The 22,624-nt window shown below is 62.1% G+C and carries 22 protein-coding genes; 10 read left to right on the top strand and 12 right to left on the bottom strand.

Features of this window, described 5'->3' with window-relative positions; all coding sequences use genetic code 11:
* From EQW76_RS10480 to EQW76_RS10460, 5 genes are all read right to left on the bottom strand, one after another.
* Entirely contained in the window at positions 1-996 is a 996-nt protein-coding gene (locus EQW76_RS10480; protein ID WP_142824293.1) for an asparaginase, read from the bottom strand.
* Between the two features lie 122 nt (positions 997-1,118).
* Entirely contained in the window at positions 1,119-2,117 is a 999-nt protein-coding gene (locus EQW76_RS10475; protein ID WP_142824292.1) for an NAD(P)H-quinone oxidoreductase, read from the bottom strand.
* Positions 2,118-2,194: 77 nt separating this feature from the next.
* Entirely contained in the window at positions 2,195-3,979 is a 1,785-nt protein-coding gene (locus EQW76_RS10470; RefSeq protein WP_224128090.1) for a GGDEF domain-containing protein, read from the bottom strand.
* A 185-nt stretch (positions 3,980-4,164) separates the two neighbouring features.
* A complete protein-coding gene (locus EQW76_RS10465) occupies positions 4,165-4,419 on the bottom strand; it encodes a type II toxin-antitoxin system ParD family antitoxin (protein WP_142824290.1) in 255 nt (84 codons plus the stop codon).
* Between the two features lie 192 nt (positions 4,420-4,611).
* Positions 4,612-5,160 carry an HdeD family acid-resistance protein gene (locus EQW76_RS10460; protein WP_142824289.1) on the bottom strand — a complete coding sequence of 183 codons (549 nt, stop codon included), beginning with the start codon at positions 5,158-5,160 and terminating at the stop codon, positions 4,612-4,614.
* A 169-nt stretch (positions 5,161-5,329) separates the two neighbouring features.
* Here EQW76_RS10460 and betI point away from each other — a divergent pair, with 169 nt between their 5' ends.
* Genes betI through betB form a run of 3 tightly spaced genes read left to right on the top strand, consistent with a single transcriptional unit; the run spans position 5,330 to position 8,920 of the window.
* Positions 5,330-5,920, top strand: coding sequence for a transcriptional regulator BetI (betI, locus tag EQW76_RS10455; RefSeq protein WP_142824288.1), 591 nt, complete (start codon positions 5,330-5,332; stop codon positions 5,918-5,920).
* A 5-nt stretch (positions 5,921-5,925) separates the two neighbouring features.
* On the top strand, positions 5,926-7,455 hold the full coding sequence (betC, locus tag EQW76_RS10450; RefSeq protein ID WP_142824287.1) for a choline-sulfatase: 1,530 nt from the start codon (positions 5,926-5,928) through the stop codon (positions 7,453-7,455).
* Between the two features lies 1 nt (position 7,456).
* On the top strand, positions 7,457-8,920 hold the full coding sequence (gene betB / locus EQW76_RS10445) for a betaine-aldehyde dehydrogenase (RefSeq protein ID WP_142824286.1): 1,464 nt from the start codon (positions 7,457-7,459) through the stop codon (positions 8,918-8,920).
* 11 nt (positions 8,921-8,931) lie between these two features.
* Here betB and EQW76_RS10440 read toward each other — a convergent pair whose 3' ends face one another.
* Both EQW76_RS10440 and EQW76_RS10435 read right to left on the bottom strand, forming a co-directional pair.
* Positions 8,932-9,294: a helix-turn-helix transcriptional regulator gene (locus EQW76_RS10440; RefSeq protein WP_142824285.1), complete on the bottom strand. Its 363-nt coding sequence runs from the start codon at positions 9,292-9,294 to the stop codon at positions 8,932-8,934.
* Between the two features lie 6 nt (positions 9,295-9,300).
* Positions 9,301-9,546, bottom strand: coding sequence for a cytotoxic translational repressor of toxin-antitoxin stability system (locus tag EQW76_RS10435; RefSeq protein WP_142824284.1), 246 nt, complete (start codon positions 9,544-9,546; stop codon positions 9,301-9,303).
* Between the two features lie 93 nt (positions 9,547-9,639).
* On the opposite strand from EQW76_RS10435, the gene betA reads away from it, so the two are divergent.
* Positions 9,640-11,292 (top strand): choline dehydrogenase, encoded by a 1,653-nt coding sequence (gene betA / locus EQW76_RS10430; protein WP_142824283.1) that lies wholly within the window; start codon positions 9,640-9,642, stop codon positions 11,290-11,292.
* A gap of 27 nt (positions 11,293-11,319) precedes the next feature.
* Here betA and EQW76_RS10425 read toward each other — a convergent pair whose 3' ends face one another.
* The 3 genes from EQW76_RS10425 to EQW76_RS10415 form a co-directional block, all read right to left on the bottom strand.
* On the bottom strand, positions 11,320-12,378 hold the full coding sequence (locus EQW76_RS10425) for a LacI family DNA-binding transcriptional regulator (protein ID WP_142824282.1): 1,059 nt from the start codon (positions 12,376-12,378) through the stop codon (positions 11,320-11,322).
* 555 nt (positions 12,379-12,933) lie between these two features.
* Positions 12,934-13,233: a type II toxin-antitoxin system RelE/ParE family toxin gene (locus tag EQW76_RS10420; protein ID WP_142824281.1), complete on the bottom strand. Its 300-nt coding sequence runs from the start codon at positions 13,231-13,233 to the stop codon at positions 12,934-12,936.
* Positions 13,230-13,505, bottom strand: a complete 276-nt coding sequence (locus EQW76_RS10415) for a YlcI/YnfO family protein (protein ID WP_142824280.1) — start codon at positions 13,503-13,505, stop codon at positions 13,230-13,232. Before EQW76_RS10415 ends, EQW76_RS10420 begins: the two co-directional genes overlap by 4 nt.
* A gap of 182 nt (positions 13,506-13,687) precedes the next feature.
* On the opposite strand from EQW76_RS10415, the gene EQW76_RS10410 reads away from it, so the two are divergent.
* Positions 13,688-15,055, top strand: a complete 1,368-nt coding sequence (locus tag EQW76_RS10410) for a chloride channel protein (RefSeq protein WP_142824279.1) — start codon at positions 13,688-13,690, stop codon at positions 15,053-15,055.
* Here EQW76_RS10410 and EQW76_RS10405 read toward each other — a convergent pair whose 3' ends face one another.
* Positions 15,056-15,502: an Rrf2 family transcriptional regulator gene (locus EQW76_RS10405; RefSeq protein ID WP_142824480.1), complete on the bottom strand. Its 447-nt coding sequence runs from the start codon at positions 15,500-15,502 to the stop codon at positions 15,056-15,058.
* A 359-nt stretch (positions 15,503-15,861) separates the two neighbouring features.
* On the opposite strand from EQW76_RS10405, the gene EQW76_RS10400 reads away from it, so the two are divergent.
* From EQW76_RS10400 to cysN, 3 genes are all read left to right on the top strand, one after another.
* A complete protein-coding gene (locus EQW76_RS10400; protein ID WP_142824278.1) occupies positions 15,862-16,593 on the top strand; it encodes a phosphoadenylyl-sulfate reductase in 732 nt (243 codons plus the stop codon).
* Positions 16,594-16,697: 104 nt separating this feature from the next.
* The gene (cysD, locus tag EQW76_RS10395; protein WP_142824277.1) at positions 16,698-17,651 is read left to right on the top strand and encodes a sulfate adenylyltransferase subunit CysD; all 954 of its coding nucleotides are present in this window, start codon (positions 16,698-16,700) and stop codon (positions 17,649-17,651) included.
* Between the two features lies 1 nt (position 17,652).
* Positions 17,653-19,137, top strand: a complete 1,485-nt coding sequence (gene cysN / locus EQW76_RS10390) for a sulfate adenylyltransferase subunit CysN (RefSeq protein WP_142824479.1) — start codon at positions 17,653-17,655, stop codon at positions 19,135-19,137.
* A 46-nt stretch (positions 19,138-19,183) separates the two neighbouring features.
* On the opposite strand, the gene EQW76_RS10385 is transcribed toward cysN, so the two are convergent.
* The gene (locus EQW76_RS10385; RefSeq protein ID WP_142824478.1) at positions 19,184-20,209 is read right to left on the bottom strand and encodes a LacI family DNA-binding transcriptional regulator; all 1,026 of its coding nucleotides are present in this window, start codon (positions 20,207-20,209) and stop codon (positions 19,184-19,186) included.
* Between the two features lie 286 nt (positions 20,210-20,495).
* Between EQW76_RS10385 and EQW76_RS10380 the strand changes: the two genes are divergently transcribed.
* The gene (locus tag EQW76_RS10380; RefSeq protein WP_244615275.1) at positions 20,496-20,864 is read left to right on the top strand and encodes a hypothetical protein; all 369 of its coding nucleotides are present in this window, start codon (positions 20,496-20,498) and stop codon (positions 20,862-20,864) included.
* A gap of 212 nt (positions 20,865-21,076) precedes the next feature.
* On the top strand, positions 21,077-22,561 hold the full coding sequence (locus EQW76_RS10375) for an esterase-like activity of phytase family protein (protein ID WP_142824275.1): 1,485 nt from the start codon (positions 21,077-21,079) through the stop codon (positions 22,559-22,561).
* Positions 22,562-22,624: the final 63 nt, after the last annotated feature.

The raw sequence follows: 22,624 nt of genomic DNA, 5'->3' as shown, positions 1-22,624 counted from the left end.
TCAGATGGTCGCCCTGACGTCGCCGACATGGATGCCGTTCCAGTTGTGCATCGACTTTGTGGCCATGGCCATCAGTCCGGCGTGGATCTCGCCATCGGTCTCGAAAAACCGGGCGAGCGTGGCGGCGATCATCGCCTCGGCTGCGCGGCCGGTGCCATCGTCGCACTTGACGGCGATGGCGACGCCCTGTTCCGGGATGGCAGCGCAGAACACGCCCTCGGCGCCGGTCTTGCAGAAGATCTTGCCGGGTGCGATCTGCATCAGTTCCGTGCAGGCGCGGCCGCTGCCGGCGACATAGAAGGGCTCAGCCATGCAGGCCTCGATCAGCCGGCGCGAGGCCTTGGCACGCAACGCGCCGAGACCCTGGCCGGTCGCCATCTTCGCAAAGCCGTGCGCGAGAGCGCGCAGCGGCACGGCATAGGTCGGGATCGAGCAGCCGTCCGTGCCACAGACGTCGGCGCCGAGTGTGGCACCGGTCAGGTCTTGCATCGTGTCGCGGATTTGCTGCTGCAGCGGATGCTCGTAGCCGACGTAGCCCTTGCTATCGATGCCCTGGTGGCAGCAGGCGCAGACGAAACCGGAGTGCTTGCCGGAGCAATTGTTGTGGAGCGCCGTCGGCTTCTCCAGCGTGCGGGCCTGGTGGATCAGGGTCTTCTGGTTGGAAGACCAGTGGGCGCCGCATTCCAGCGCCTCGACATCGCGGCCAGCGCGCGCCAGCATCGAGGCTGCCAGCGCCACATGCTCGTCTTCGCCATTGTGGGAGGAACAGGCCAGCGCCAGTTCCTTGTGGCCGAACCCATAGGCATCGGCAGCACCGCTTTCGACCAGCGGCAGGGCCTGCATCGCCTTGCAGGCGGAGCGCGGAAACACGCCGGCATCGATATCGCCGCGTGAAAACACCACGCTGCCGTCGCCGTCGACGACAACGATCGTGCCGCGATGACGGCTCTCGACAAGCAAACCACGGGTAACTTCGACGGTGACGGGATTGGTCATGATGGCATCCGATGCTGGTGGGGTCGAGCGGTGATAGCGTTTGGGGCGACGCTTGCCAACCGTCCTCGCGCGCGCCGTTGGCGCTGCCCCCCCCCCGGCTCACAGAGGGCCGATGTGTCCGCTCATTCCACGCGGAGCATGATCTTGCCGATGTGGCTGCTGGTCTCCATCATCTTATGGGCTTCGACGACATCCTCGAAGGCAAATGTGTGGTGGATCAGCGGGGCGATGGTGCCGGCATCCAGCAGCGGCCAGACCTGCGACAGGAGATCGTCGCGGATGGCGCGCTTTTCTTCCGCCGTGCGCGGCCGCATCGTCGAGCCCGTGACCGTCAGGCGCTTGACCATGATCGGCGCCAGGTTGACCTTCTCGGCGATTGAGCCGCTGAGGAAGGCGATGATCGACAGACACCCGTCCTTGGCAAGGGCAGCAAGGTTCTTTTCCAGATAGGCAGCACCGACCATGTCGAGAACGATGTCGACGCCGCTTTCTGTCTCCGCCTTGATGACCTCGACGAAATCCTCGTCGCGGTAGTTGATCGCCCGCTTGGCGCCGATCCTGACGCAGGCGTCGCATTTATCCTTGGAGCCGGCCGTGGTGAAGACCTCGGCGCCGAAAGCACGGGCAAGCTGGATCGCCGTGGTGCCGATGCCGCTGGAGCCGCCGTGTATGAGGACGCTCTCGCCCTCGGTCAGCCCCGCCATCTGGAATAGATTGGCCCAGACGGTGAAGTAGTTTTCCGGCAGCGCCGCAGCGCGAACCGCGTCGTAGCCATTGGGGAAGCGCAGCGCCTGGGAGGCGGGAACGGCGCAGTATTCGGCATAGGCGCCGCCATTGGCGAGCCCGCAGATCTTGTTGCCGATGGCAAATTCGGTAACGCCGGGTGCGACGTCGACCACCTCGCCAGCCACTTCAAGGCCGAGGATCGGGCTGGCATCCTTGGGGGCCGGATAGTTTCCCTGGCGCTGCGCGACATCGGGGCGGTTGACGCCTATTGCCTCGACCCGCACGAGAACCTCGCCGGGCTTCAGCACCGGCAGCGGCTTGCGGACAATGGTCATCACCTCGGGGGCGCCGAAGGACGGCAGGTCGACGCAGCGCATATCAGTTGGCAAAGGCATCTGGCTCTCCATGACATCAGGGAGAGACGCACATAGGTCAGCGGGAGCGGAAATAAAAGGCGCGACGTCGTGGGGCGTCAATTGGTCTCGCAGAGTTGTTCGAAAACCAGGCCGCTGGCGCTTTCCTTGGCCTTGGTCTTCAGGCCGGCGATGCGCTTGCTGACATTGCCGATGTCGTCGATCACCGTACCTTCCGGCAATTCGACGACGCCGATCGAGCAGCGCATCAGCGAGAATATTGTTTCCGCGCCGCTGCGGTCATGGCCGGTGATATAGCCGCGCTCCCGGTCGTCGGATGGATAAAGTGCGGCGACATCGTTGCTGAAGTCGGCGCGCAGCCTGTCGAGCGTCTCGGTCAGTTCCTCGCGGCTGCCCCCGATGACGCCAATGAAAAAGTCATCGCCGCCGACATGGCCGAGAAAATGAGTGCCCAGCAGGAAATGGCGGCGCATCAGGGCTGCAAACAGCGAGATGGCATGATCGCCGATGTGGAAACCGTATGCATCGTTGAACGGCTTGAAGGCATCGAAGTCGCAATAGCAGAAATAGCGGATGGCATCGACCGTGCCGCCGGCCGTCATGCGCATGAAATCGCGGATCGCATGGTTGCCCGGCAGGCCGGTCAGCGGGTTCTGGTCCTGCGCCGTTTTCAGCTGCTTTTCGGTCATCGCCTTGACCAGCGATGCGGCGGAGACGACGCCGGCGTAGCGCAGGTCCTCGATGACGACGAGGCAGGTAGCATCGTCGACATCGGCGAAGATCCCCATCAGGTCATCGACGGTCGAATTGATACTGACGACGGGCGCAGGCTCCATGAAATGCGAGATCGTCCGCTCATAGGCCTTGTTCTTCAGCAGATCCCGGCCGAAAGGCTGATAGATATAGGCTTTCAGGCTGTATTCGTGGATGATGCCGCGCGGCTCGTTGTTGGCATTCAGCACCGGGAAATAAGCCTGTCGCGGATTGCGCCGGAAAAGTTCGAACACCGTGTCGATCGGCTCGTTTTCGAACACGGTCGGCAGCACCTCGATCTGCTTGCGGATGAGGATGTCGTCGAGCGACTGCAGAGGCGTGGCGGTCGATTTGTGATCCGGAAAATGCGACAGGCGCGGATGCCACTGGCTAACATCGGACATCGGCCGGGCGATGAGCCAGCCCTGGGCCATATCGACGCCGAGGTCCCGGCAAACCGCCAGTTCGCCTTCGGTCTCGATGCCTTCGGCGATGACGCGGGCGCCCAGCATGTGAGCCATGGAGACGGCGCTTTTGAGGAAATGCCGTTTGCGCATCGCGGTATCGGCACCGGTCACGAAATGCCGGTCGACCTTGATATAGTCCACCACCTGGTCGCACAGCAGCCGCATTTCCGAATGACCGACGCCGAAATCGTCGATTGCCAGCTTGAAACCGGACTTGCGCATATAGGCGATCAGGCCGGCGATCTCCGGAAAGGCACTGTTGTCGAAGCGCTCGGAAAACTCGAAGCAGACGGAAGACGGCGGAATGCCGCGCGTTTTCAAAAGCCCCAGCAATCCCTCGACCAGCAGCAGGCCTTGCGGAATGAGCCGGGCGTCGAGATTGAGAAAAAGCGTCGCTTCGGCCCGGTTCGGGAGACTCGAGAAGGCGCCAAGCGCCAGCCGCTCCATCATCTGTTCGAGCCCGAACAACTGGCCGGTGCGCTCGGCCTCGTCGAGAGCGGCGATGGGGTCAGCAAAGCCGATCCGGTCATGGCCGCGCATCAGCGCTTCATAACCGAAGACGGCGGCGGTCCGGATATCGACGATCGGCTGGAACGCGGTTTCTATGAGCGTCCATCTGGCGGCATCGAAGGGATGGCGCCGCACTGCCACCTCCTTGACCATACTCCCGGACATACTCGTCTCCACTGCCCCACGCGATGTCGCTGGGGTTGAAGATGGTTGTGAGGCGTCAATAAAAGCTTTCCGGTTCGTGAAGTTTTAATGACAAAAAGCCCGTCCCGGCGCTCAAGGCCGGCATGTACCAACCTGCAGGAATAGTTTAGCTTTTTGGCTTTCACGCAGCAGCTTCAATTGTGGGCCGCAGCTGAAGCGTCGAAGTCGGCAAACATATCGGCAACGCGCCTGTCGGCACTGCCGGCCCCGTCGGGCAAACCCGTCGCCAGGTGGTGCGCATCGCACAGATCGCCTCGCTTGCGTGCCGCTTCCCACATGCGCAGCGCCTCGCGCACGACTTCGCTGCCGGATGCGTAATTGCCGTTGTCGACGGCGGCGCGGATGCCGGCGACCTGCATTGGAGAGATGGAAACAGTGACCATAGGCATGACATTGCCTCTCTTTGCCGTGTCTGGCCGAAAAACTGCCAGATCCGCGCAGGCATCATGCCTGCGTTCAAGGTTCACTCAAGGGCGGCCTGCGGCGCGAGATACGGGCCTCACGCTGTGCTGCCACGTCTTCACGTTATGCCTGCGCGCCAAGCTTGTCAAAAGGCGGAACCAACGGGCGATTTCTTCTAATCAGCGCCTGAGGCCAAGTACGAAGGCGATGAGCGTCCAGCCCTGGAACATCAGGTCGACGGCGAGGAACAGGCCGAGGATCCACAGGCTGTTAACGGGCCAGCCGAGCGCGACCACGAAGCCTGCCACCATCGTCACGATGCCGCTGAGGAGAATGAACCCCCAGCCCTTCCCCGGCTTCATCCTGCGGCCGACCCAGATACGCAGGACGCCGGCAATGACCAGCGCTATGGCCAGCATCAGGGTAAAGACCGCCGAGGCCAGCAGCGGGTTCATGAAGGCGAAGATACCGGCCAGCGTGTAGAGCAGACCGCTGAGGATCCATGGAAGGCTATGTTCCCAACCCCGCACCTGGAAGGCATGGATGAGATAGACGATACCGCCGAGCAGCATGAGCATTCCGACGTAATAGACCGAGACGACGGTGGCGAGGAAGAGGTTCCCGAAGGCAATGCCGCTGAGCAGCAAAAGCAGGACGCCCAGCGCCACGAACCAGCCCCACTTTGCATGAGCGGAGGCGTGCGGCAGTTCGTTCAAACCCATGACCATGACGACACCCGTTCCTGTTACTTTTACATTTCGTGAAATCCACGTCGAGAAACGCATTCTAGCGCAAAAGGTCTTCCCCGGACACTGATCGAAATCAATTCGCGGGTTTCCGATTTTTATTGATTGATGGCTCAATCAAAAATACGATGATCGTCATCAGGAGACGACGATGCCGAAAGTCGGAATGGAGCCAGTGCGTCGCGAGGCGCTCGTCAACGCCGCCCTCAGGGTGATCGGCGATCACGGATCGCTGAGCGTCACGATGTCCGACATCGCCCGGGAAGCCGGTGTCTCGGCGGCGCTGGCCCATCACTATTTCGGCAGCAAGGAGCGGCTGCTGCAGGCAACCATCCGCTCGCTTCTACGCCAGTTGCGCAACGACACGGTGACGGCGCTCAAGGCGGCAGCAGGACCGCGCGAAAAGCTGTCGGCGATGATCCGCGTCAGCTTCCAGGCAAACCAGTTTGCCCCGGAGACCATTGCCGCCTGGCTCGCCTTCTATGCCGAGGCGCAGCGCTCCGAGGAAACGCGGCGCTTCCTGGTGATCTATGCGCGCCGCCTGCGCTCCAACCTGCTCGCCAACCTCCGGCCGCTTTGCACTGCGGATGACGCGGAACGCATGGCAGAAGGCGCGGCTGCGATGATCGACGGGCTGTATATCCGGCAAAGTCTGCGCTCGGTGCCGACAGGTATCGAAGCCTCTATTGCGTTGACCGAAGACTACATAAACACTCATCTGACCGCCCTTGGCAAAGGATAGACGCCGTGACCGAGATGAAGCCGGATATCCTGATCGTCATGGTCGACCAGCTCAACGGAAAGTTCTTTCCGGATGGTCCGGCGGAGTTCCTGCATGCGCCGCACCTGAAGGCACTGGCAGCCCGCTCGGCACGCTTTGCCAACAACTATACCTCGTCGCCGCTCTGCGCCCCTGCCCGCGCCTCGTTCATGGCCGGACAATTGCCGAGCAGGACACGGGTCTACGACAATGCCGCCGAATATGTCTCGTCGATCCCGACCTACGCCCACCACCTTCGCCGCGCCGGATACTATACGGCGCTGTCCGGCAAGATGCATTTCGTCGGTCCCGACCAGCTTCACGGCTTCGAGGAGCGGCTGACGACGGATATCTATCCGGCCGATTTCGGCTGGACGCCGGATTACCGCAAGCCCGGCGAGCGCATCGACTGGTGGTACCACAATCTCGGCTCGGTAACCGGCGCCGGTGTTGCCGAAATCACCAACCAGATGGAATATGACGACGAGGTGGCGTTTCTGGCAAACCAGAAACTCTATCATCTCAGCCGCGAGAACGACGACCAGAGCCGCCGGCCGTGGTGCCTGACGGTGTCCTTCACCCATCCGCACGACCCCTATGTCGCCCGCCGGAAATACTGGGATCTTTATGAAGGCTGCGATCAGCTGATGCCCGAAGTCGGCATGCTGCCCGACGAGCAGCAGGATCCGCATTCCCGGCGCATTATCCATTCCTGCGATTACAAGAATTTCGAGGTCACCGAAGAGCACATCCGGCGCTCCCGCCAGGCCTACTTCGCCAATATTTCCTATCTCGACGACAAGGTCGGCGAGCTCATGGACACCTTGGCGCGCACGCGGATGCTCGACAACACGCTCATCCTGTTCTGCTCCGACCATGGCGACATGCTGGGCGAGCGCGGATTATGGTTCAAGATGAACTTCTTCGAGGGCTCCGCGCGGGTGCCACTGATGATAGCCGGCCCCGGCGTCACCCCGGGGCTGCATCTGGCGCCGACCTCCAACCTCGACGTGACGCCGACCATGGCCGACCTTGCCGGCATATCCATGCAGGACATCATGCCCTGGACCGACGGCATGAGCCTGAGGCCCATCATCGATGGCGCCGAGCGCACCGAGCCGGTGCTGATGGAATATGCGGCGGAAGGTTCCTATGCGCCGCTCGTCTGCATTCGCGAGGGCAAGTGGAAATACATCCACTGCATGCTCGACCCTGACCTTCTCTACGACCTCGACGCCGACCCGCTGGAACTCACCAATCTCGCCGACGATCCGGACTTTACGGAGGTCGTCGCCCTGTTCCGCCGCAAGCGCGAAGAACGCTGGGACATGGGCGCCTTCGATGCTGCGGTGCGCGAAAGCCAGGCGCGGCGCTGGGTCGTCTACGAGGCGCTGCGCAACGGCTCCTATTATCCGTGGGACTACCAGCCGCTGCAGAAGGCCTCGGAGCGCTACATGCGCAACCACATGAACCTCGATACCCTCGAAGAATCCAAACGCTATCCACGCGGAGAATAAGATGAAAGCCCAACCGAAAGCCTCGCACTTCATCGACGGCGAATATGTGGAGGATACGGCGGGAGCGGTGTTCGAAAGCCTCTATCCGGCCACCGGAGAAGTCATCGCCCGGCTGCATGCGGCAACGCCGGCCATCATCGAGAAGGCGATCGCATCTGCCAAGCGTGCCCAGCCGGAATGGGCGGCAATGAGCCCGACGGCACGCGGCCGCATCCTGAAGCGGGCTGCCGATATCATGCGGGAACGCAATCGCGAACTGTCGGAACTGGAGACGCTGGATACCGGCAAGCCGATCCAGGAGACGATCGTCGCCGACCCGACCTCGGGCGCCGACAGTTTCGAGTTTTTCGGCGGCGTCATCCCAGCCGGCCTGAACGGCAGCTATATCCCGCTCGGCGGCGACTTCGCCTATACCAAGCGCGTGCCGCTCGGCGTCTGCGTCGGCATCGGTGCCTGGAACTATCCGCAGCAGATCGCCTGCTGGAAGGGTGCGCCGGCGCTGGCCTGCGGCAATGCCATGGTCTTCAAGCCATCGGAAAATACGCCGCTGGGTGCACTGAAGATCGCCGAAATCCTGCATGAGGCAGGGCTTCCGAAGGGCCTCTACAACGTCATCCAGGGCGACCGCGATACCGGGCCGCTGCTGGTCAACCATCCCGATGTCGCCAAGGTATCGCTGACCGGCTCGGTGCCGACGGGCCGCAAGGTGGCAGCGGCTGCCGCCGGCAGCCTGAAGCATGTGACGATGGAACTCGGCGGAAAATCGCCGCTGATCGTCTTCGACGATGCCGACATCGACAGCGCCATCGGCGGCGCGATGCTCGGAAACTTCTATTCGACCGGCCAGGTCTGCTCGAACGGCACCCGCGTCTTCGTCCACACCGCCGTCAAGGCTGAGTTCCTGAAGCGCCTGAAGGCCCGCACCGAGGCGATGGTCATCGGCGACCCCATGGACGATGCGACGCAGGTCGGGCCGATGGTATCGCTCGCCCAGCGCAACAAGGTGCTCGCCTATATCGCGGCAGGCAAGGCCGAGGGCGCAACGCTGGTTGCCGGCGGCGGCATCCCCAACAACGTCGCCAGTGAAGGCTATTACATCCAGCCGACGGTGTTTGCCGATGTCACCGACGACATGACCATCGCCCGCGAGGAAATCTTCGGGCCTGTCATGTGCGTGCTCGATTTCGACGACGAGGAGAAAGTGATCGCGCGGGCCAACGGCACCGAGTTCGGCCTCTCCGGCGGAGTCTTCACCGCCGACATCACCCGCGCCCACCGCGTCGTAGACCGGCTCGAAGCCGGTACGTTGTGGATCAACACCTACAATCTCTGCCCGGTCGAAATCCCGTTCGGCGGCTCGAAGCAATCCGGCTTCGGCCGCGAGAATTCACTGGCAGCGCTGGAGCACTATTCCGAGCTGAAAACGGTCTACGTGGCCATGGGCAAGGTCGAGGCGCCGTATTGACCATGGATGGATCAGTCCGCCACGTCGACGACGAGATCGTCGAGATCGACCTTGAGGGCGGTAGCGATACGCTTCAGGACATCGACACTGCCGGTTTTTTTGCCTGCCTCGATCTCAGAGAGATAGGGCTGCGAAATTCCGGCGGCCATGGCAAGTTCGGTGACAGTCATGCGGCGATAGTTTCGGAAGATACGGACGGCATTTCCGCCATTGGCACGCGCCTCAACGATCTCCAAGGGCCAGGTTTCTTCTCCTGCAGAAATCCCGGCCAGGACAGCATTCGCCCTCAGTCCATCGACCAGATCCTCATAATCCTCTTCACTCAACAGCACATAGGGTTTGCCGTCGATTTCGAACCTCTTGATATCGCCCATTGTGGATCAATCCTTGTAGATACTGCCCCGCGGACCGGCATCGATGACCACGATAATCCTACCCTTGTCATCGATGATAACCCGATCCAGTCCGACCCTGATACGGTAGAGATTTCCGCCTTTCATCTTCTTGATGTCGACAATCTCTCCGCGCGCATAGGCTTTGACTTTTTCAATGATCGCCAGCCGCCGTTTTGGCTGCATGCGCATAAGTGCTTTGTCGGCAAGTCGGGATACGACAACGTCCTTCATTCCGACACCATCGCCCTGAGCTATACCGCCTGCAACAATGATAGCGCATCGCGATACATTTGTCGCCCTTTTCCATAGACGTCTGGAGCCCCCATGCAGCAAGCAGATTTCGTCATCATCGGTTCCGGTTCGGCAGGATCTGCCATGGCTTATCGGCTGTCGGAAGACGGCAAGCATTCGGTGATCGTGCTGGAATATGGGGGCACGGACTTCGGGCCGTTCATCCAGATGCCGGCGGCGCTCGCCTGGCCGATGAGCATGGATCGCTACAACTGGGGATATCACTCCGAGCCGGAGCCTCACCTCAACAACCGGCGGATCACCGCGCCGCGCGGAAAGGTGCTCGGCGGCTCCTCGTCGATCAACGGCATGGTGTATGTGCGCGGCCATTCCGAAGACTTCAACCGCTGGGAGGAGCTTGGCGCGCGGGGCTGGGGCTATGCCGACGTGCTGCCCTACTTCAAGCGCATGGAAAACAGCCATGGCGGCGAAGAGGGCTGGCGGGGCACCGACGGGCCGCTGCATGTACAGCGCGGCGGCTTCACCAATCCCCTGTTCCACGCCTTCGTGGAGGCCGGCAAGCAGGCGGGTTTCGAGACCACCGACGACTATAACGGCTCGAAGCAGGAAGGTTTCGGGCTGATGGAGCAGACCATCTACAAGGGCCGCCGCTGGTCGGCCGCCAATGCCTATCTGCGCCCTGCCCTGAAACGCCCGAACGTCACGCTGATCCGCTGCCTTGCCCGGAAGATCGTCATCGAGAACGGCCGTGCTACCGGTGTCGAGATCGAGCGCGGCGGCAAGATCGAGGTCGTCAAGGCCAACCGCGAGGTGATCGTGGCTGCATCTTCGTTCAATTCGCCAAAGCTGCTGATGCTGTCGGGCATCGGGCCGGAAGCGCATCTGAAAGAAATGGGCATCGAGGTCAAAGTCGACAGACCGGGTGTCGGCGCCAACCTGCAGGACCACATGGAATTCTATTTCCAGCAGGTCTCGACCAAGCCGGTGTCGCTCTATTCCTGGCTGCCGTGGTTCTGGCAGGGCGTGGCGGGGGCGCAGTGGCTTTTTACCCGCTCGGGACTTGGCACCTCCAACCAGTTCGAGGCCTGCGCCTTCCTGCGCTCGGCGCCCGGCATCAAGCAGCCCGACATCCAGTATCATTTCCTGCCCGTGGCCATCAGCTATGACGGCAAGGCGGCCGCCAAGAGCCACGGGTTCCAGGTCCACGTCGGCTACAACCTGTCAAAATCGCGCGGTGCCGTGACGCTGCGCTCCTCGGACCCGAAGGCCGATCCGGTGATCCGCTTCAACTATATGAGCCATCCGGAAGACTGGGAGAAATTCCGCCACTGCGTCCGGCTGACGCGCGAGATTTTCGGCCAGAAGGCCTTCGACCACTACCGGGGACCTGAAATCCAGCCGGGCGCCGAGGTGACCACAGACGAGCAGATCGACGCGTTCCTGCGCGAACACCTGGAAAGCGCCTATCACCCCTGCGGCACCTGCAAGATGGGATCGAGGGACGACCCCATGGCCGTCGTCGACCCCGAGACCCGGGTCATCGGCGTCGACGGACTGCGCGTCGCGGACTCGTCGATCTTCCCGTCGCTGACATATGGCAACCTCAACGGCCCGTCGATCATGGCGGGCGAAAAAGCCGCCGACCACATCCTCGGCCGCCAACCGCTCGCCCGCTCCAACCAGCGACCCTGGACCAACCCGCGCGCTGACATCAGCGACCGGTAATCCTGTCTCGACAGCCGCGCTTGCCCCCTATCGCCCGGGCGCGGCTGTGCTTTTGCGGACGACCAGGTCGACCGCCATGACATGCCCCTCTGCCGGTATGGTGGCTTCGAGTATGGCCGCCACCGCGCGACGGGCGATTTCCGGCAACGGCTGGACGACGGTCGTCAAGGCGGGCTGGGACAACGCCGCTTCCGGCACGCCGTCGAAACCGACCACGGACACTTCGCCGGGCACGGCGATGCCACGAGCGGCGAGCCACTGCAGCGCCAGCATGGCGCTGTGGTCGGACATGGCCAAAACGGCGGTTGGCGGCGCAGGCATCGAGAACAGCGCCGTCATTGCAGCCTCGACCGTCGGCTGGTCGTTCAGCGTGCCGAAGACCGGCATATCGTCGGGCCCGATACCGAACGTCTCTATCCCTTGCCAGTAGCCACGCATCCGCTCCCGCATGCTGCCGCCCAAAACCTCGTCGATCCGCGAAAGCGGCAACAGCCCATGCGGAACATCGTGGTTTCCGATGGCCAGTATGGCGACATTCCTGTGGCCAAGCTCGCCCAGATGCCGCGCAGCGGCAGCCGCGCCCGCCCTGTTATCGATGCCGATCCGCGGGACCGAGGCGTCGTCCTCGCCAAGCGCCAGCGCGATGAAGGGCAACTGCCGCCGGCGTGTCAGGTCGACCAACCTTTCTCCACCTTCGACACAGAGCAGGATAAACCCGTCGACCAGGGCACTGTTGACATTCCAGGCCAGCTTTTCCTGGTTTTTCGCTGACACCAGCGCAATCCCGGTTCCGCTCTCATCGCAGACGTCGCCAATCGCCGTCATGATCGCTCGCGCCCAAGGATCTTCGAAAAAATAGGACAGCGGCTCGACCGTTGCCACGCCGATCGCATTGACGCGCCCTGCTCGCAGCAAGCGGCCCTTTACGTCAGGCCCCCTGTAGCCCAACGCGGCAGCGACCTTCAGGACATGCTCGCGGACCTGTTCGCGCACCACCTCAGGGCGGTTGAAGACATTGGAGGCGGTCCCTTGCGAGACCTCCGCCACCCGCGCCACATCGGCAAGTTTTGCGCTCTTTTCCTTCATGCCCTACCCCCGCCTGCACCGAAAGCGAAGCATAACGCCCCGTTTGTATCGATTCAACTTTTGCTTGACAGGTCGACAGAGATGCATGACCATTGAATCGATTCAAAAGCAATCAAGTCCTGTGTCAAACCGGGGGAAGCCTTCGTCATGCCACCCATCCCGAGCCTGTATGCGGATCTCTACATCGAGCGCTTCGGCGACCCGAACGATCCCGAGCCTGAATCGCCAATCCCGCTCCCGAAACCGCCCGCAGGTTTTGCAATTCGCCTGCTCAGGATAATGTTCAGGCACGGCGCGCGCAAAAAGGCCACAGCATGGTCCTTCACGCTGCCAATCGACCGGCGCTTTCGGTGAGAGATCGTCTGGCAGCGAGTTAACCAATGGAGTGCGAGTTCTGCTGGTATCATCGAGATCGACGAAAAGATTGAAGCCCCTTCGGTGCGCGGTCGTTGGCCTCAAGGCTCAGAAACCAGACTTTTAGAAAGCGGTCGCTGTGGCCGCTCCATGAGACAGGGGGCTGGATCGTCAAAGCAACATGGGTATCGATCGGCGGGCTCAGTGGTAGTCTTCTTCCCGCTGGTGGCGGATGGCCGCGACGGTGACTGTCTGGCTGTCTTCTATCTTGAACAGAAGCACATATCCGGCCGCGCCGAAAGGTACGACAAGCTCCCTTAAAAGAGAATCGCCGCCGGACGCTCGACGGCAGCTGAAAGGAAACGTTTCCAGCATGACCATGGCCTTTTCAATCGCCGCATAGGCCCGCACGGCAGCTTGTTCATCGCGCTCCAGCAGATAGGCGTATAGACGTTTGATATCTTCCCGGGCCTTTGCCGTCGTCCTGACCGCATAGGTCACGAGGAATGCTTTTCCGAAGACCTGGCATCGAGCATTCCCTTCAATTCGTCGAGAACCTCCTTCGAACTGAAATAAATTCCTGTTTTCTTTGCATCTTCAAGCGATGCCAGGCCGCGTGCGATAAACTCCGCCTGCTTGCGTCGGAAATCTATCTGTGCCCGGATAGAAGCCTCGACAAACGCCGACAGCGTCTCGCCGTCCTTCAAGACGCTCTCAGCCGCTGCGCGTAGTTCGGGATCGACGCGCAGTGACGGAAGGGATGCCGTTTTCATGAGCCGCTCCATGCGTTGCAATTGCGATGCATTGTAGAACGCAACAGGCGCTTGTCAAATAACGCGCGCTGACCCCGACCGATTCCAACTTGCAAGACGCGCCAGCGGGGTCGATAAGGGGTCTTCGCCCAGAGGCTCAATTTGCCCGAACTCAGCCAGTTTTCCAGCAGTCCAGAGCTCCCATGCCCTCCTCTTCCTATCGAAAATCGAAGTTCCTGCGCCGCTCCCGGGCTGTGTGGGGGTCGCACGGGACGTGGCGGACGCGGCTGGTGTTCTGGGCGGGGGCTGTGGCCATCGGGCTGATCAGCGTCGGCTTTGCCAAGGCGGCAGACATGGCGCAGCGGCTTTTCGGTGCGGTGACGACCTCGGGCGACTGGGGATTTCTGCTGCCTCTCGTCATCACCCCGGTCGGGTTCGTGCTGTCGGCGTGGCTTGCCATCACGCTGTTTCCGAATTCCCAGGGAAGCGGTATTCCGCAGGCGATCGCAGCGCGGCACCTGCATCAGGAGGATGACCGGGTGCGGCTGCTGTCGCTGCGGGTGGCGGCGGGGAAAATCCTGCTGACGATTCTCGGCCTGCTGTCGGGCGCCTCGATCGGTCGCGAGGGACCGACTGTCCAGGTCGGCGCCGCCATCATGCTGGCAGCGGCGCGGTTCGGCGGTATGGTACAGGCACGCGGGCTGATCCTTGCGGGCTCGGCAGCCGGGATCGCAGCAGCCTTCAACACGCCGCTGGCCGGCATCGTCTTTGCCATCGAGGAAATGAGCCGCACCTACGAGGCCCGTGCCAACGGGCTGGTGCTGACGGCGGTGATCCTCGCCGGCCTGGCGGCTCTCGGGCTCTCCGGCAGCTACAATTATTTCGGCACGGCGGTGACGTCGCCAACCTTCCTTGCCGATTGGGGCCTTGTGCTGGTCTGCGGTATCGGCGGCGGCGCGCTCGGTGCCGGCTTCAGCGGCCTTGCCCTGCATTTTGGCCTGCGCATCCGCCGCTGGGCACAGCCGCAACCTCTCCTGCGCATGCTCATCATGGCCGGCGGCTGCGGGCTGGCGGTGGCTGTCATCGGCGTCATCTCCAAGGGCAATACGTTTGGTACCGGATACGAGCAGGCGCGCGGCGCGGTAGAGGGGAACTCGCTGCCGTTGCTGTTCTTCGTGGAAAAACTCCTGGCAAGCTTTTTGTCGATGATTTCAGGCATTCCGGGCGGGATATTTGCCCCGTCGCTCGCCGTCGGCGCGGGTTTCGGCAGCACCGTCGGGCACCTCATGGGCACCAGCATCGCCCTTGCCGCCATCCTCGGCATGGCCGGCTATTTTGCCGGTGTCGTGCAGGCGCCGATGACGGCTTTCGTCATTATCCTGGAAATGACCGGCGATCACCAGGCGGTCATCCCGATCATGGCGGTGTCGATGCTGGGCTATGTGACGTCACGGATGTTGTCGCCGGAGCCGCTTTATCACGGGCTTTCGCGTGTCTACATCGCCGCCGCCATCCGCGCACGACGGACGCATGACAAGGATGCCGCGCGGACCGACGCAAGTTCCGCTTGATCAGGCCAGCAGCCTTGTGACCGTGGCGCTTTCCGGGCGGCGGATGGCGTCGGCGATGGTGGTGTTGAACAGGACCTTGCGCATGGCATCCGCGACCTTGGCGAAGACATGGTGGATTTCGCAGCCCTGCTCGCCGTCGCAATCGCTGCAGCGGCGATAGGCGGTCAGCGACAGGCAGGGGAGCGGCGCAATGGGGCCGTCGATGATGCGCAGGATTTCCCCGAAGGTGATCTCTTCGGCAGGTTTCAGCAACAGATAGCCGCCTTGCTTGCCGCGCCGGCTTTCGACGATGTCACGGTGCTTCAGTTCCAGCAGGATCTGCTCGAGGAATTTCTTCGGGATCTTCTGCTGTGCGGCGATCTCGGAGATCAGCATCGGCTCGCCTTGATCGGCACGCGCCAGGATGGCCAGCGCCCTCAATGCATATTTTGCCTTCTGCGTGATCATCTGCAATGCCATTCATCCACGGCGCAGTGGCGCCTTTTCCCTGGTGAACACCCCTTTTGGCGCATGTTGCCTGAACCGGAATTGAACGCGTGCGGCCGAAACGGCTACAAAATTGAAGATTGCAGCAGAAATCAGTTTGACATCCGGCGATTAACTCTACTAGATTGGTAGATATAAGCGCTGTTCTTGCTGACAGCGCCAGCCCGAGAGGCGCCGGTTGCGGAAAAAGCGGTTGCTTTTGCGCTGCGTTGGCCGTTGTGAGAGATATTTGCTCACACCAAGTCGTTTATGAAATCCCATTCCTGTCTTTTTCGGTCATCGTCTGCGATGCTGCGCGCACTTTCAGACAAGGTTTTCCGATGACTGCCATCAATTCCATCGAAGATACGGAAACATTGAACGCCGCGCTGGCAGGTCTCGACCTCGCCGGCCGATTGTCGCTGGCGGCAAGCCTCGGCCGCGCGGTCTTCACCACCAGCCTCGGCATCGAGGATCAGGTGATCACTGCCGAGATCGGCACGCACCGTTTTCCAATCGACGTCTCGACGCTGCAGACGGGCCGGCTGTTTGCAGAAACGCTGGCGCTCATCGACGAGACGGAAAGCCGCTACGACATTTCGATCCAACGCTTCGAGCCAGAGCAGGCCGACATCGACGCCTTTGCGGCGCGCTACGGGATCAATGGTTTCTATGAGAGCGTCGAGGCACGGCATGCCTGCTGCGGCGTGCGCAAGGTGCTGCCGCTTGCCCGCGCGCTCGCCGGCGCGACGATCTGGGTCACTGGCCTTCGACGCGGCCAGTCGGCCAACCGGTCGGATACGCCGTTTGCCGAGTACGATGCTGAACGGCACTTGCTGAAAATCAACCCGCTGGCCGATTGGGATATCGATCGCATCCGCGCCTATGTCGCCGACAATGCCGTGCCGATCAATCCGCTGCATGCGCGCGGTTATCCGTCGATCGGCTGCGAGCCCTGTACCCGCGCCATCAAGCCCGGCGAACCGGAACGCGCCGGCCGCTGGTGGTGGGAAAACGACGAAACGCGCGAATGCGGCCTGCATGTTGCCGAGGATCCTGTCGTTTCCGCTTGAACCTTCCCCCGCGTCTCTGCAAATTCCAATCTCGACTTGCGAGACGCAATTCCCTTTTATGCCGGCCCAACCTGCGGCCGGAGACGACAGAGTTGGAGTAGACAATGGCCGACAGCCGTCCGGATACGGAACTGCACAATCCGCAGAGCGTAAAGCCGCCGCTAGATCCGCACCTGAAAGCGCTGGAAAACGAATCCATCCATATCTTCCGGGAAGTTGCGGCGGAATTCGAACGGCCGGTCATGCTCTATTCGGTCGGCAAGGATTCGTCGGTGCTCCTGCATCTGGCGCGCAAGGCCTTCTATCCCGGCCGCGTCCCCCTCCCTCTGCTGCACGTCAACACCGGCTGGAAGTTTTCCGAGATGATCGCCTTTCGCGACAACATCGCGAAGACCTACGATCTCGACCTGATCGAGCATATCAATCCGCGCGGTGCCGCCGAGGGGATTACCCCCTTCACCCATGGCTCGTCCGCCTTTACCGACATCATGAAGACACAAGGGCTGCGCCAGGCGCTCGACGCCGGCAAGTTCGATGCGGCCTTTGGCGGCGCGCGGCGTGACGAAGAGGCAAGCCGCGCCAAGGAGCGGATCTATTCATTCCGCACCCCCGACCATCGCTGGGATCCGCGCAACCAGCGGCCGGAACTCTGGAACATCTATAACGGCATGATCCGCCAGGGCGAAAGCGTGCGCGCCTTTCCGCTGTCGAACTGGACCGAGGTCGACATCTGGCGGTACATCCAGGCCGAGGACATTCCGCTGGTGCCGCTCTATTACGCCAAGAAGCGCCCCTTCGTGGAGCGCGACGGAATGATGATCCTCGCCGAAGATCCGCGGCTGGAGCTTTTGCCCGGCGAAGTCCGCCAGGAAGGCATGATCCGTTTCCGCACGCTTGGCGACTTCCCGCTGACCGGCGCCATCCGGTCGGAGGCGACCACCCTTGACGAGGTGATCGGCGAACTCGAAATTGCAACGGTTTCCGAACGGCAGGGACGCGCGATCGATCGCGACCAGTCCGGCTCCATGGAAAAGAAGAAGCGTGAAGGATATTTCTGAGATGACTGTCGCCAGTGCCGCAAACGTCGTCCATCTCGCCCCGGCCGAGCCTTTGAAAGCCGTGCGCGACACCCGCCCGCTGCGTCTCATCACCTGCGGCAGCGTCGACGATGGCAAGTCCACGCTGATCGGCCGCCTGCTCTGGGACACCAAGGCCATCAAGGAAGACCAGGCCGCAACGCTGCGCCGGGATTCCACCGGCAAGCAGAACGACCTCGGGCTGCCCGATTTCGCGCTTTTGCTGGACGGATTGCAGGCCGAGCGCGAACAGGGCATCACCATCGATGTCGCCTATCGCTACTTTGCGACGGACAACCGCTCCTTCATCGTCGCCGACACGCCCGGCCATGAACAGTATACCCGTAACATGGCGACGGGGGCCTCGACGGCCGATCTCGCCATCCTGCTGATCGATGCCCGCGTCGGCATTCTCGAGCAGACGCGCCGCCACGCAACCATCGCGTCGCTGCTCGGGATCAAGCAGTTCGTGCTGGCGATCAACAAGATCGACCTCACCAACTACGATCGTGCCGGCTTCGACAAGATCGCCCATGATTTCAAGGAATTTGCCGCGACGCTCGGCGTCAGGCAGATCACCACAATCCCGATGTCGGCGCTTAAGGGCGAAAACGTCGTATATTCCGGCGCGGCATCCATGCCTTGGTACACCGGCCCGACGCTGGTCGAGGCGCTGGAACTGGCAACCGTTCGCTCGTCACAGGCGGTCGGCTTCCGGATGTCGGTGCAGCGCGTGTCGCGGCCCGGCGAAAGCTTTCGCGGCTATCAGGGCACCGTTGCCGGCGGCTCGGTGAAGCCCGGCGACAGCGTGATGATCTTGCCATCTGGCATGGTCGCAAACGTCGCCAAGATCGTCACCTTCGACCTGGTGCGCAACGCGGCGGTGGCGGGAGATGCAATCACGCTGGTTCTAGACCGGCAGGTGGACGTGTCGCGCGGCGACATGATCGTTGCCATCGACCACCAGCCGCAGGTCGGCCTTTCCTTCGATGCGCAAATCGTCGCGCTGCAGCCGGAAGGCATTCACTCCGGCAAGCGCTACTGGCTTAAGAGCGGCAGTCGACGCCAGCGGGTGCAGGTGCTTCCCGTCAGCCAGCTGGAACTGGTCAGCGGCGCATGGAACCCGGCCAAGGCGCTGCCGATGAACGCCATCGGCAAGGTCCAGCTGATCTTCGACGAGCTGGCGATCTTCGATCCCTACGAACTGAGCCGCTCGACCGGTGCGTTCATACTGATCGATGCCGACACCAACAACACGGTGGCCGGCGGCATGATCTCGGGCAAGCGCGCCGACCTCGGTGCCTACGACCCGGATCAGACGCGCGTGCTCCTGTCATTGCCGGCAGACCTTGCCGAACAGATCATGGCAAGCGACCTGTTCGCCAGCCGTCGCGACGAGGCGAAGGTCCGCCGGATGACCTCCGCGGAAGCAGCCGACCTCTGGTCGGACGCGGCAAGCGACATCTGATAGAACCGACAATTCAGGGGGAGCGATACCCCCTGACCTTTCCCCCTTACCGGGTCGTTCCACGCACGATCAACTTGAAGCCCAGCTTGCGCCGGCCGGCGATTTGCCCGCCGCCAATCGCCTGGACCAGCATATCGGCGGCCTCAAAACCGAGTTCGAAGCGCGGGATATCGACGGTCGTGATGGCCGGATGGGAGGAGGCTGCGAATTCGAGATTGTTGATGCCGCAGATGCCGAGATCGCCGGGCACGCTGATGCCGCGACGCTGGCATTCGAACAGCACGCCGAGCGCCAGATCGTCGTTCTGGCAGAGCACCGCATCGACATCGGGCGCCCGCGCCAGAAGCTCTGAGAATAACCGGCAACCGAGGGCCACGCTGGTCGGTTCATCCTCCATGAGCATCAGGTCGGGATAATGGATGCCTGCTGCCTGCAGCACGTTTTCGTAACCCTGCCGTCGCCGGTTCGACCGGACATCGAGGTAGCCGCCGAGCAAGCCGATGCGTCGATAACCGGCGGATACAAGATGACGCGTGGCTGCCTCGCCGACGGCCTCGTGGTCGATGGCCGCAGCCATGGGCTCTTCGGGCTTCTGGCTGTGATCGAGAATGTAGGATACCGGGCAGGTCGCCGAAATAACGGTCGGGGCAATCCGCTCGCAGCATTCGGTGCCGACGAGAAGGATGCCGGCCGGGTTCTGCGTCAGGAGGTTACGGATCTGACCCGTCTCCTCGCCGCCGCTATACACCGTATTGGCATATTGCGTGTGCAGGCCGGTGTTGCGCACGCGGGCTTCGATGCCACTCATGACATCGGAGAGGATCTGGCTGTTGATTGCCGGGGCAAGAACCGCGATGATGCCGCTATGGCGGCCGGCGAGTGCCCGTGCGGCCAGATCGGGCACATAGCCCATGTCATCGATGACCCGGAGGATGTTTTCGCGCAATTCTGCGGAGACCTTGTCGGGTGCACGCAACACACGGGACACGGTGATAGCGCTCACGCCTACCTTCTGGGCGACGTCCCTGAGCCTGACGCGGGTCCGCTTGTTCCGCCTGATGCCTGGCTCCATTCCAACGCTGTCCTGCAACTATGCTCCTGACCTTGTGATCCCGACAGTGCGGCCGGAGCTTGCACTCATATCCATCTCATGTATTTCTTTACGAAGCCGGATGCGGCTGGATCACCCTTGGCGGGGAAGATCGGAAGCATGGCGGAATTCAGCCCGCGGAATTGCCCAAGATCCTATATTTGTTTCGACATTTATATCGCGCGTACACAATTTGTGTGCCCCGAAAGTGCGGATATAGCGGTGCCTACGCTAGTCTTGCCTTAAGTCGCTGATATATCCTCATCCTATGGACACCAATCGCGTTTTGAAATTCAGCGTCTGGATTTATATCGCAGCCCTCGTCGCGCTGACGCTGGCGCACGTGAATTGGCAGGCCGAGATTGGTAATCCTTTCAACATCTACCACATCGTCGCGCTGTGCATCGCAGGCTGCCTGGCACGACTGGCCTACCCGGACTCACCGTCTTTTGCCTTCCTCATGATGATTGCCACCGTTAGTGCGCTCGGTCTCGCCCATGTGCTGACCATCGGCAATGACGGGCGCCCGTTCGACATCATCGTCAATATGGCGAGCGGCATGTGGGGCGTCGCCCTCGGCGCGGTCATCGACAGGACGCGCCTCCCCTCGGTCTTTCGCCGCAACGCCACGGACTGAGTGACGGATAGTGGCGACCGCGCCATCGTGCTTGCAGCACGATCCGCCTGGGTTGTGATATCGACATTCCAAAACCTGTCATCCAGCTATCATGTTGCCGCCATAAACCCTCCCCCAGACGGTGACGGGGTTTTGTCGAACTCTTGAAAAAGACAGCTCCATCTCCGAAGCCGCAGCCGATGCGGTGCCGATCATTGATGGAGGATATTGCGATGAAGACCTCGATATTGAAGACGATCCTGCTTTCGACAGTCCTCCTGACGGGCTTTGCGGTAGCCCCGGGCCGTGCCGACGATACCGCGCCGGCCGCCAGCCAGACCCTCGTCAACAAGGGTCTCGTCGGCATCGGCCGCATTCCCGCCAGCCAGCGGGATTCGTTTGGCGAGACATTCGGCTCCGGCTCGGGCATGGCGATAGATCCCGGCACCTGGACGCGCACCGCCGAGGGCTACAAGGGCAAGCTCTGGCTGCTGCCGGACCGGGGATACAATGTCAGCGGCACGACGGACTACCGGCCCCGCCTCAATACCATCGACATCCAGATGACGCCGACGGCGCCGGGTGCCGCACCTTCCTCGGGCAAGGAGCAATCCGGCGTGGCGGCCACGCTCGCCAGCACCATGCTTCTGAAGGACGACAAGGGCGCCGACATGACCGGACTTGATCCGTCAGCCGGCGTGCGGCCGGCGAGCGCGACGTTGCCGATGCTGCCGCAGGCGTCCAACGGCAAGATCTCCCTCGACAACGAGGCAATCGTCCGCCTTGCCGACGGCTCGATGCTGATCAGCGACGAATACGGCCCGAACATCTATCATTTCTCGGCAGACGGCCGGCTCGTCTCGGCAACGCAGCCGCCGGCAGCGCTGATCCCGATGCGTGACGGCAAGCCGAATTTCGCCTCGAACAATCCCGGCCCGGGCGAAAAGGCACCGGAACCCAAGGATCCGCAGACCGGACGGCAGAACAACCAGGGCCTCGAAGGCATGGCGATGACGCCGGATGGCAAGACTGTCATCGCCTTGCTGCAATCAGCCACGCGCCAGGATGGCGGCGACAGCAGCAGCACGCGCCAGAACACGCGCGCCCTCTTCTATGACGCGAGCGATGTCGACCATCTGAAACTGGTGCACGAATATGTCGTGCCGCTGCCCGTCTTCACCGATGCCAAGGGCAAGACTATGGTGGCCGCCCAGAGCGAGATCGTCGCGCTGTCGCCGACCACATTCCTGATGCTCGCCCGCGACAGCAACAACGGCTATGGCGTCAAGGGCGACAAGTCGCTGCACCGCGCCATCGATCTCGTGGATGTCTCCGCCGCCACCGATATTGCCGGCACCGCCTTCGACGCCGACAAGCCGGTGGCACCGAAAGGCGTCCTCGATCCCTCCGTTACGCCGGCCAAGCGCACGCCGTTCATCGACCTCAACGACGAGGCGCAGCTTGCCCGCTTCGGCCTCCACAACGGCGCACCGAACGACCGCAACAACCTGTCCGAAAAATGGGAAGCGATGTCGCTGGCAAGCGTCCTCGACCCGAAACTCCCGGACGATTATTTCCTGTTTGTTGCCAACGACAACGACTTCCTGACACAGGACGGCTACCAGGTCGGAGCCGCCTACAAGGGCGAAGGCGGCGCCGATGTCGACACGATGTTCCAGGTCTTCCAGGTCACCCTGCCGGGATTTGCAAAGAAGTAGCCACCTGCCGGGGTGGGCCCATATCGCGCCCACCCTGCCCCTTTGACAAAGCTCTGTCGTGCC

The organism is Rhizobium sp. rho-13.1 (genome assembly GCF_007000305.1).
In the GTDB taxonomy this organism is placed as follows: domain Bacteria; phylum Pseudomonadota; class Alphaproteobacteria; order Rhizobiales; family Rhizobiaceae; genus Rhizobium; species Rhizobium rhododendri.
The sequence above is the reverse complement of the archived record's forward strand: the minus strand, read 5'-3'. Positions and strand labels throughout refer to the sequence as shown.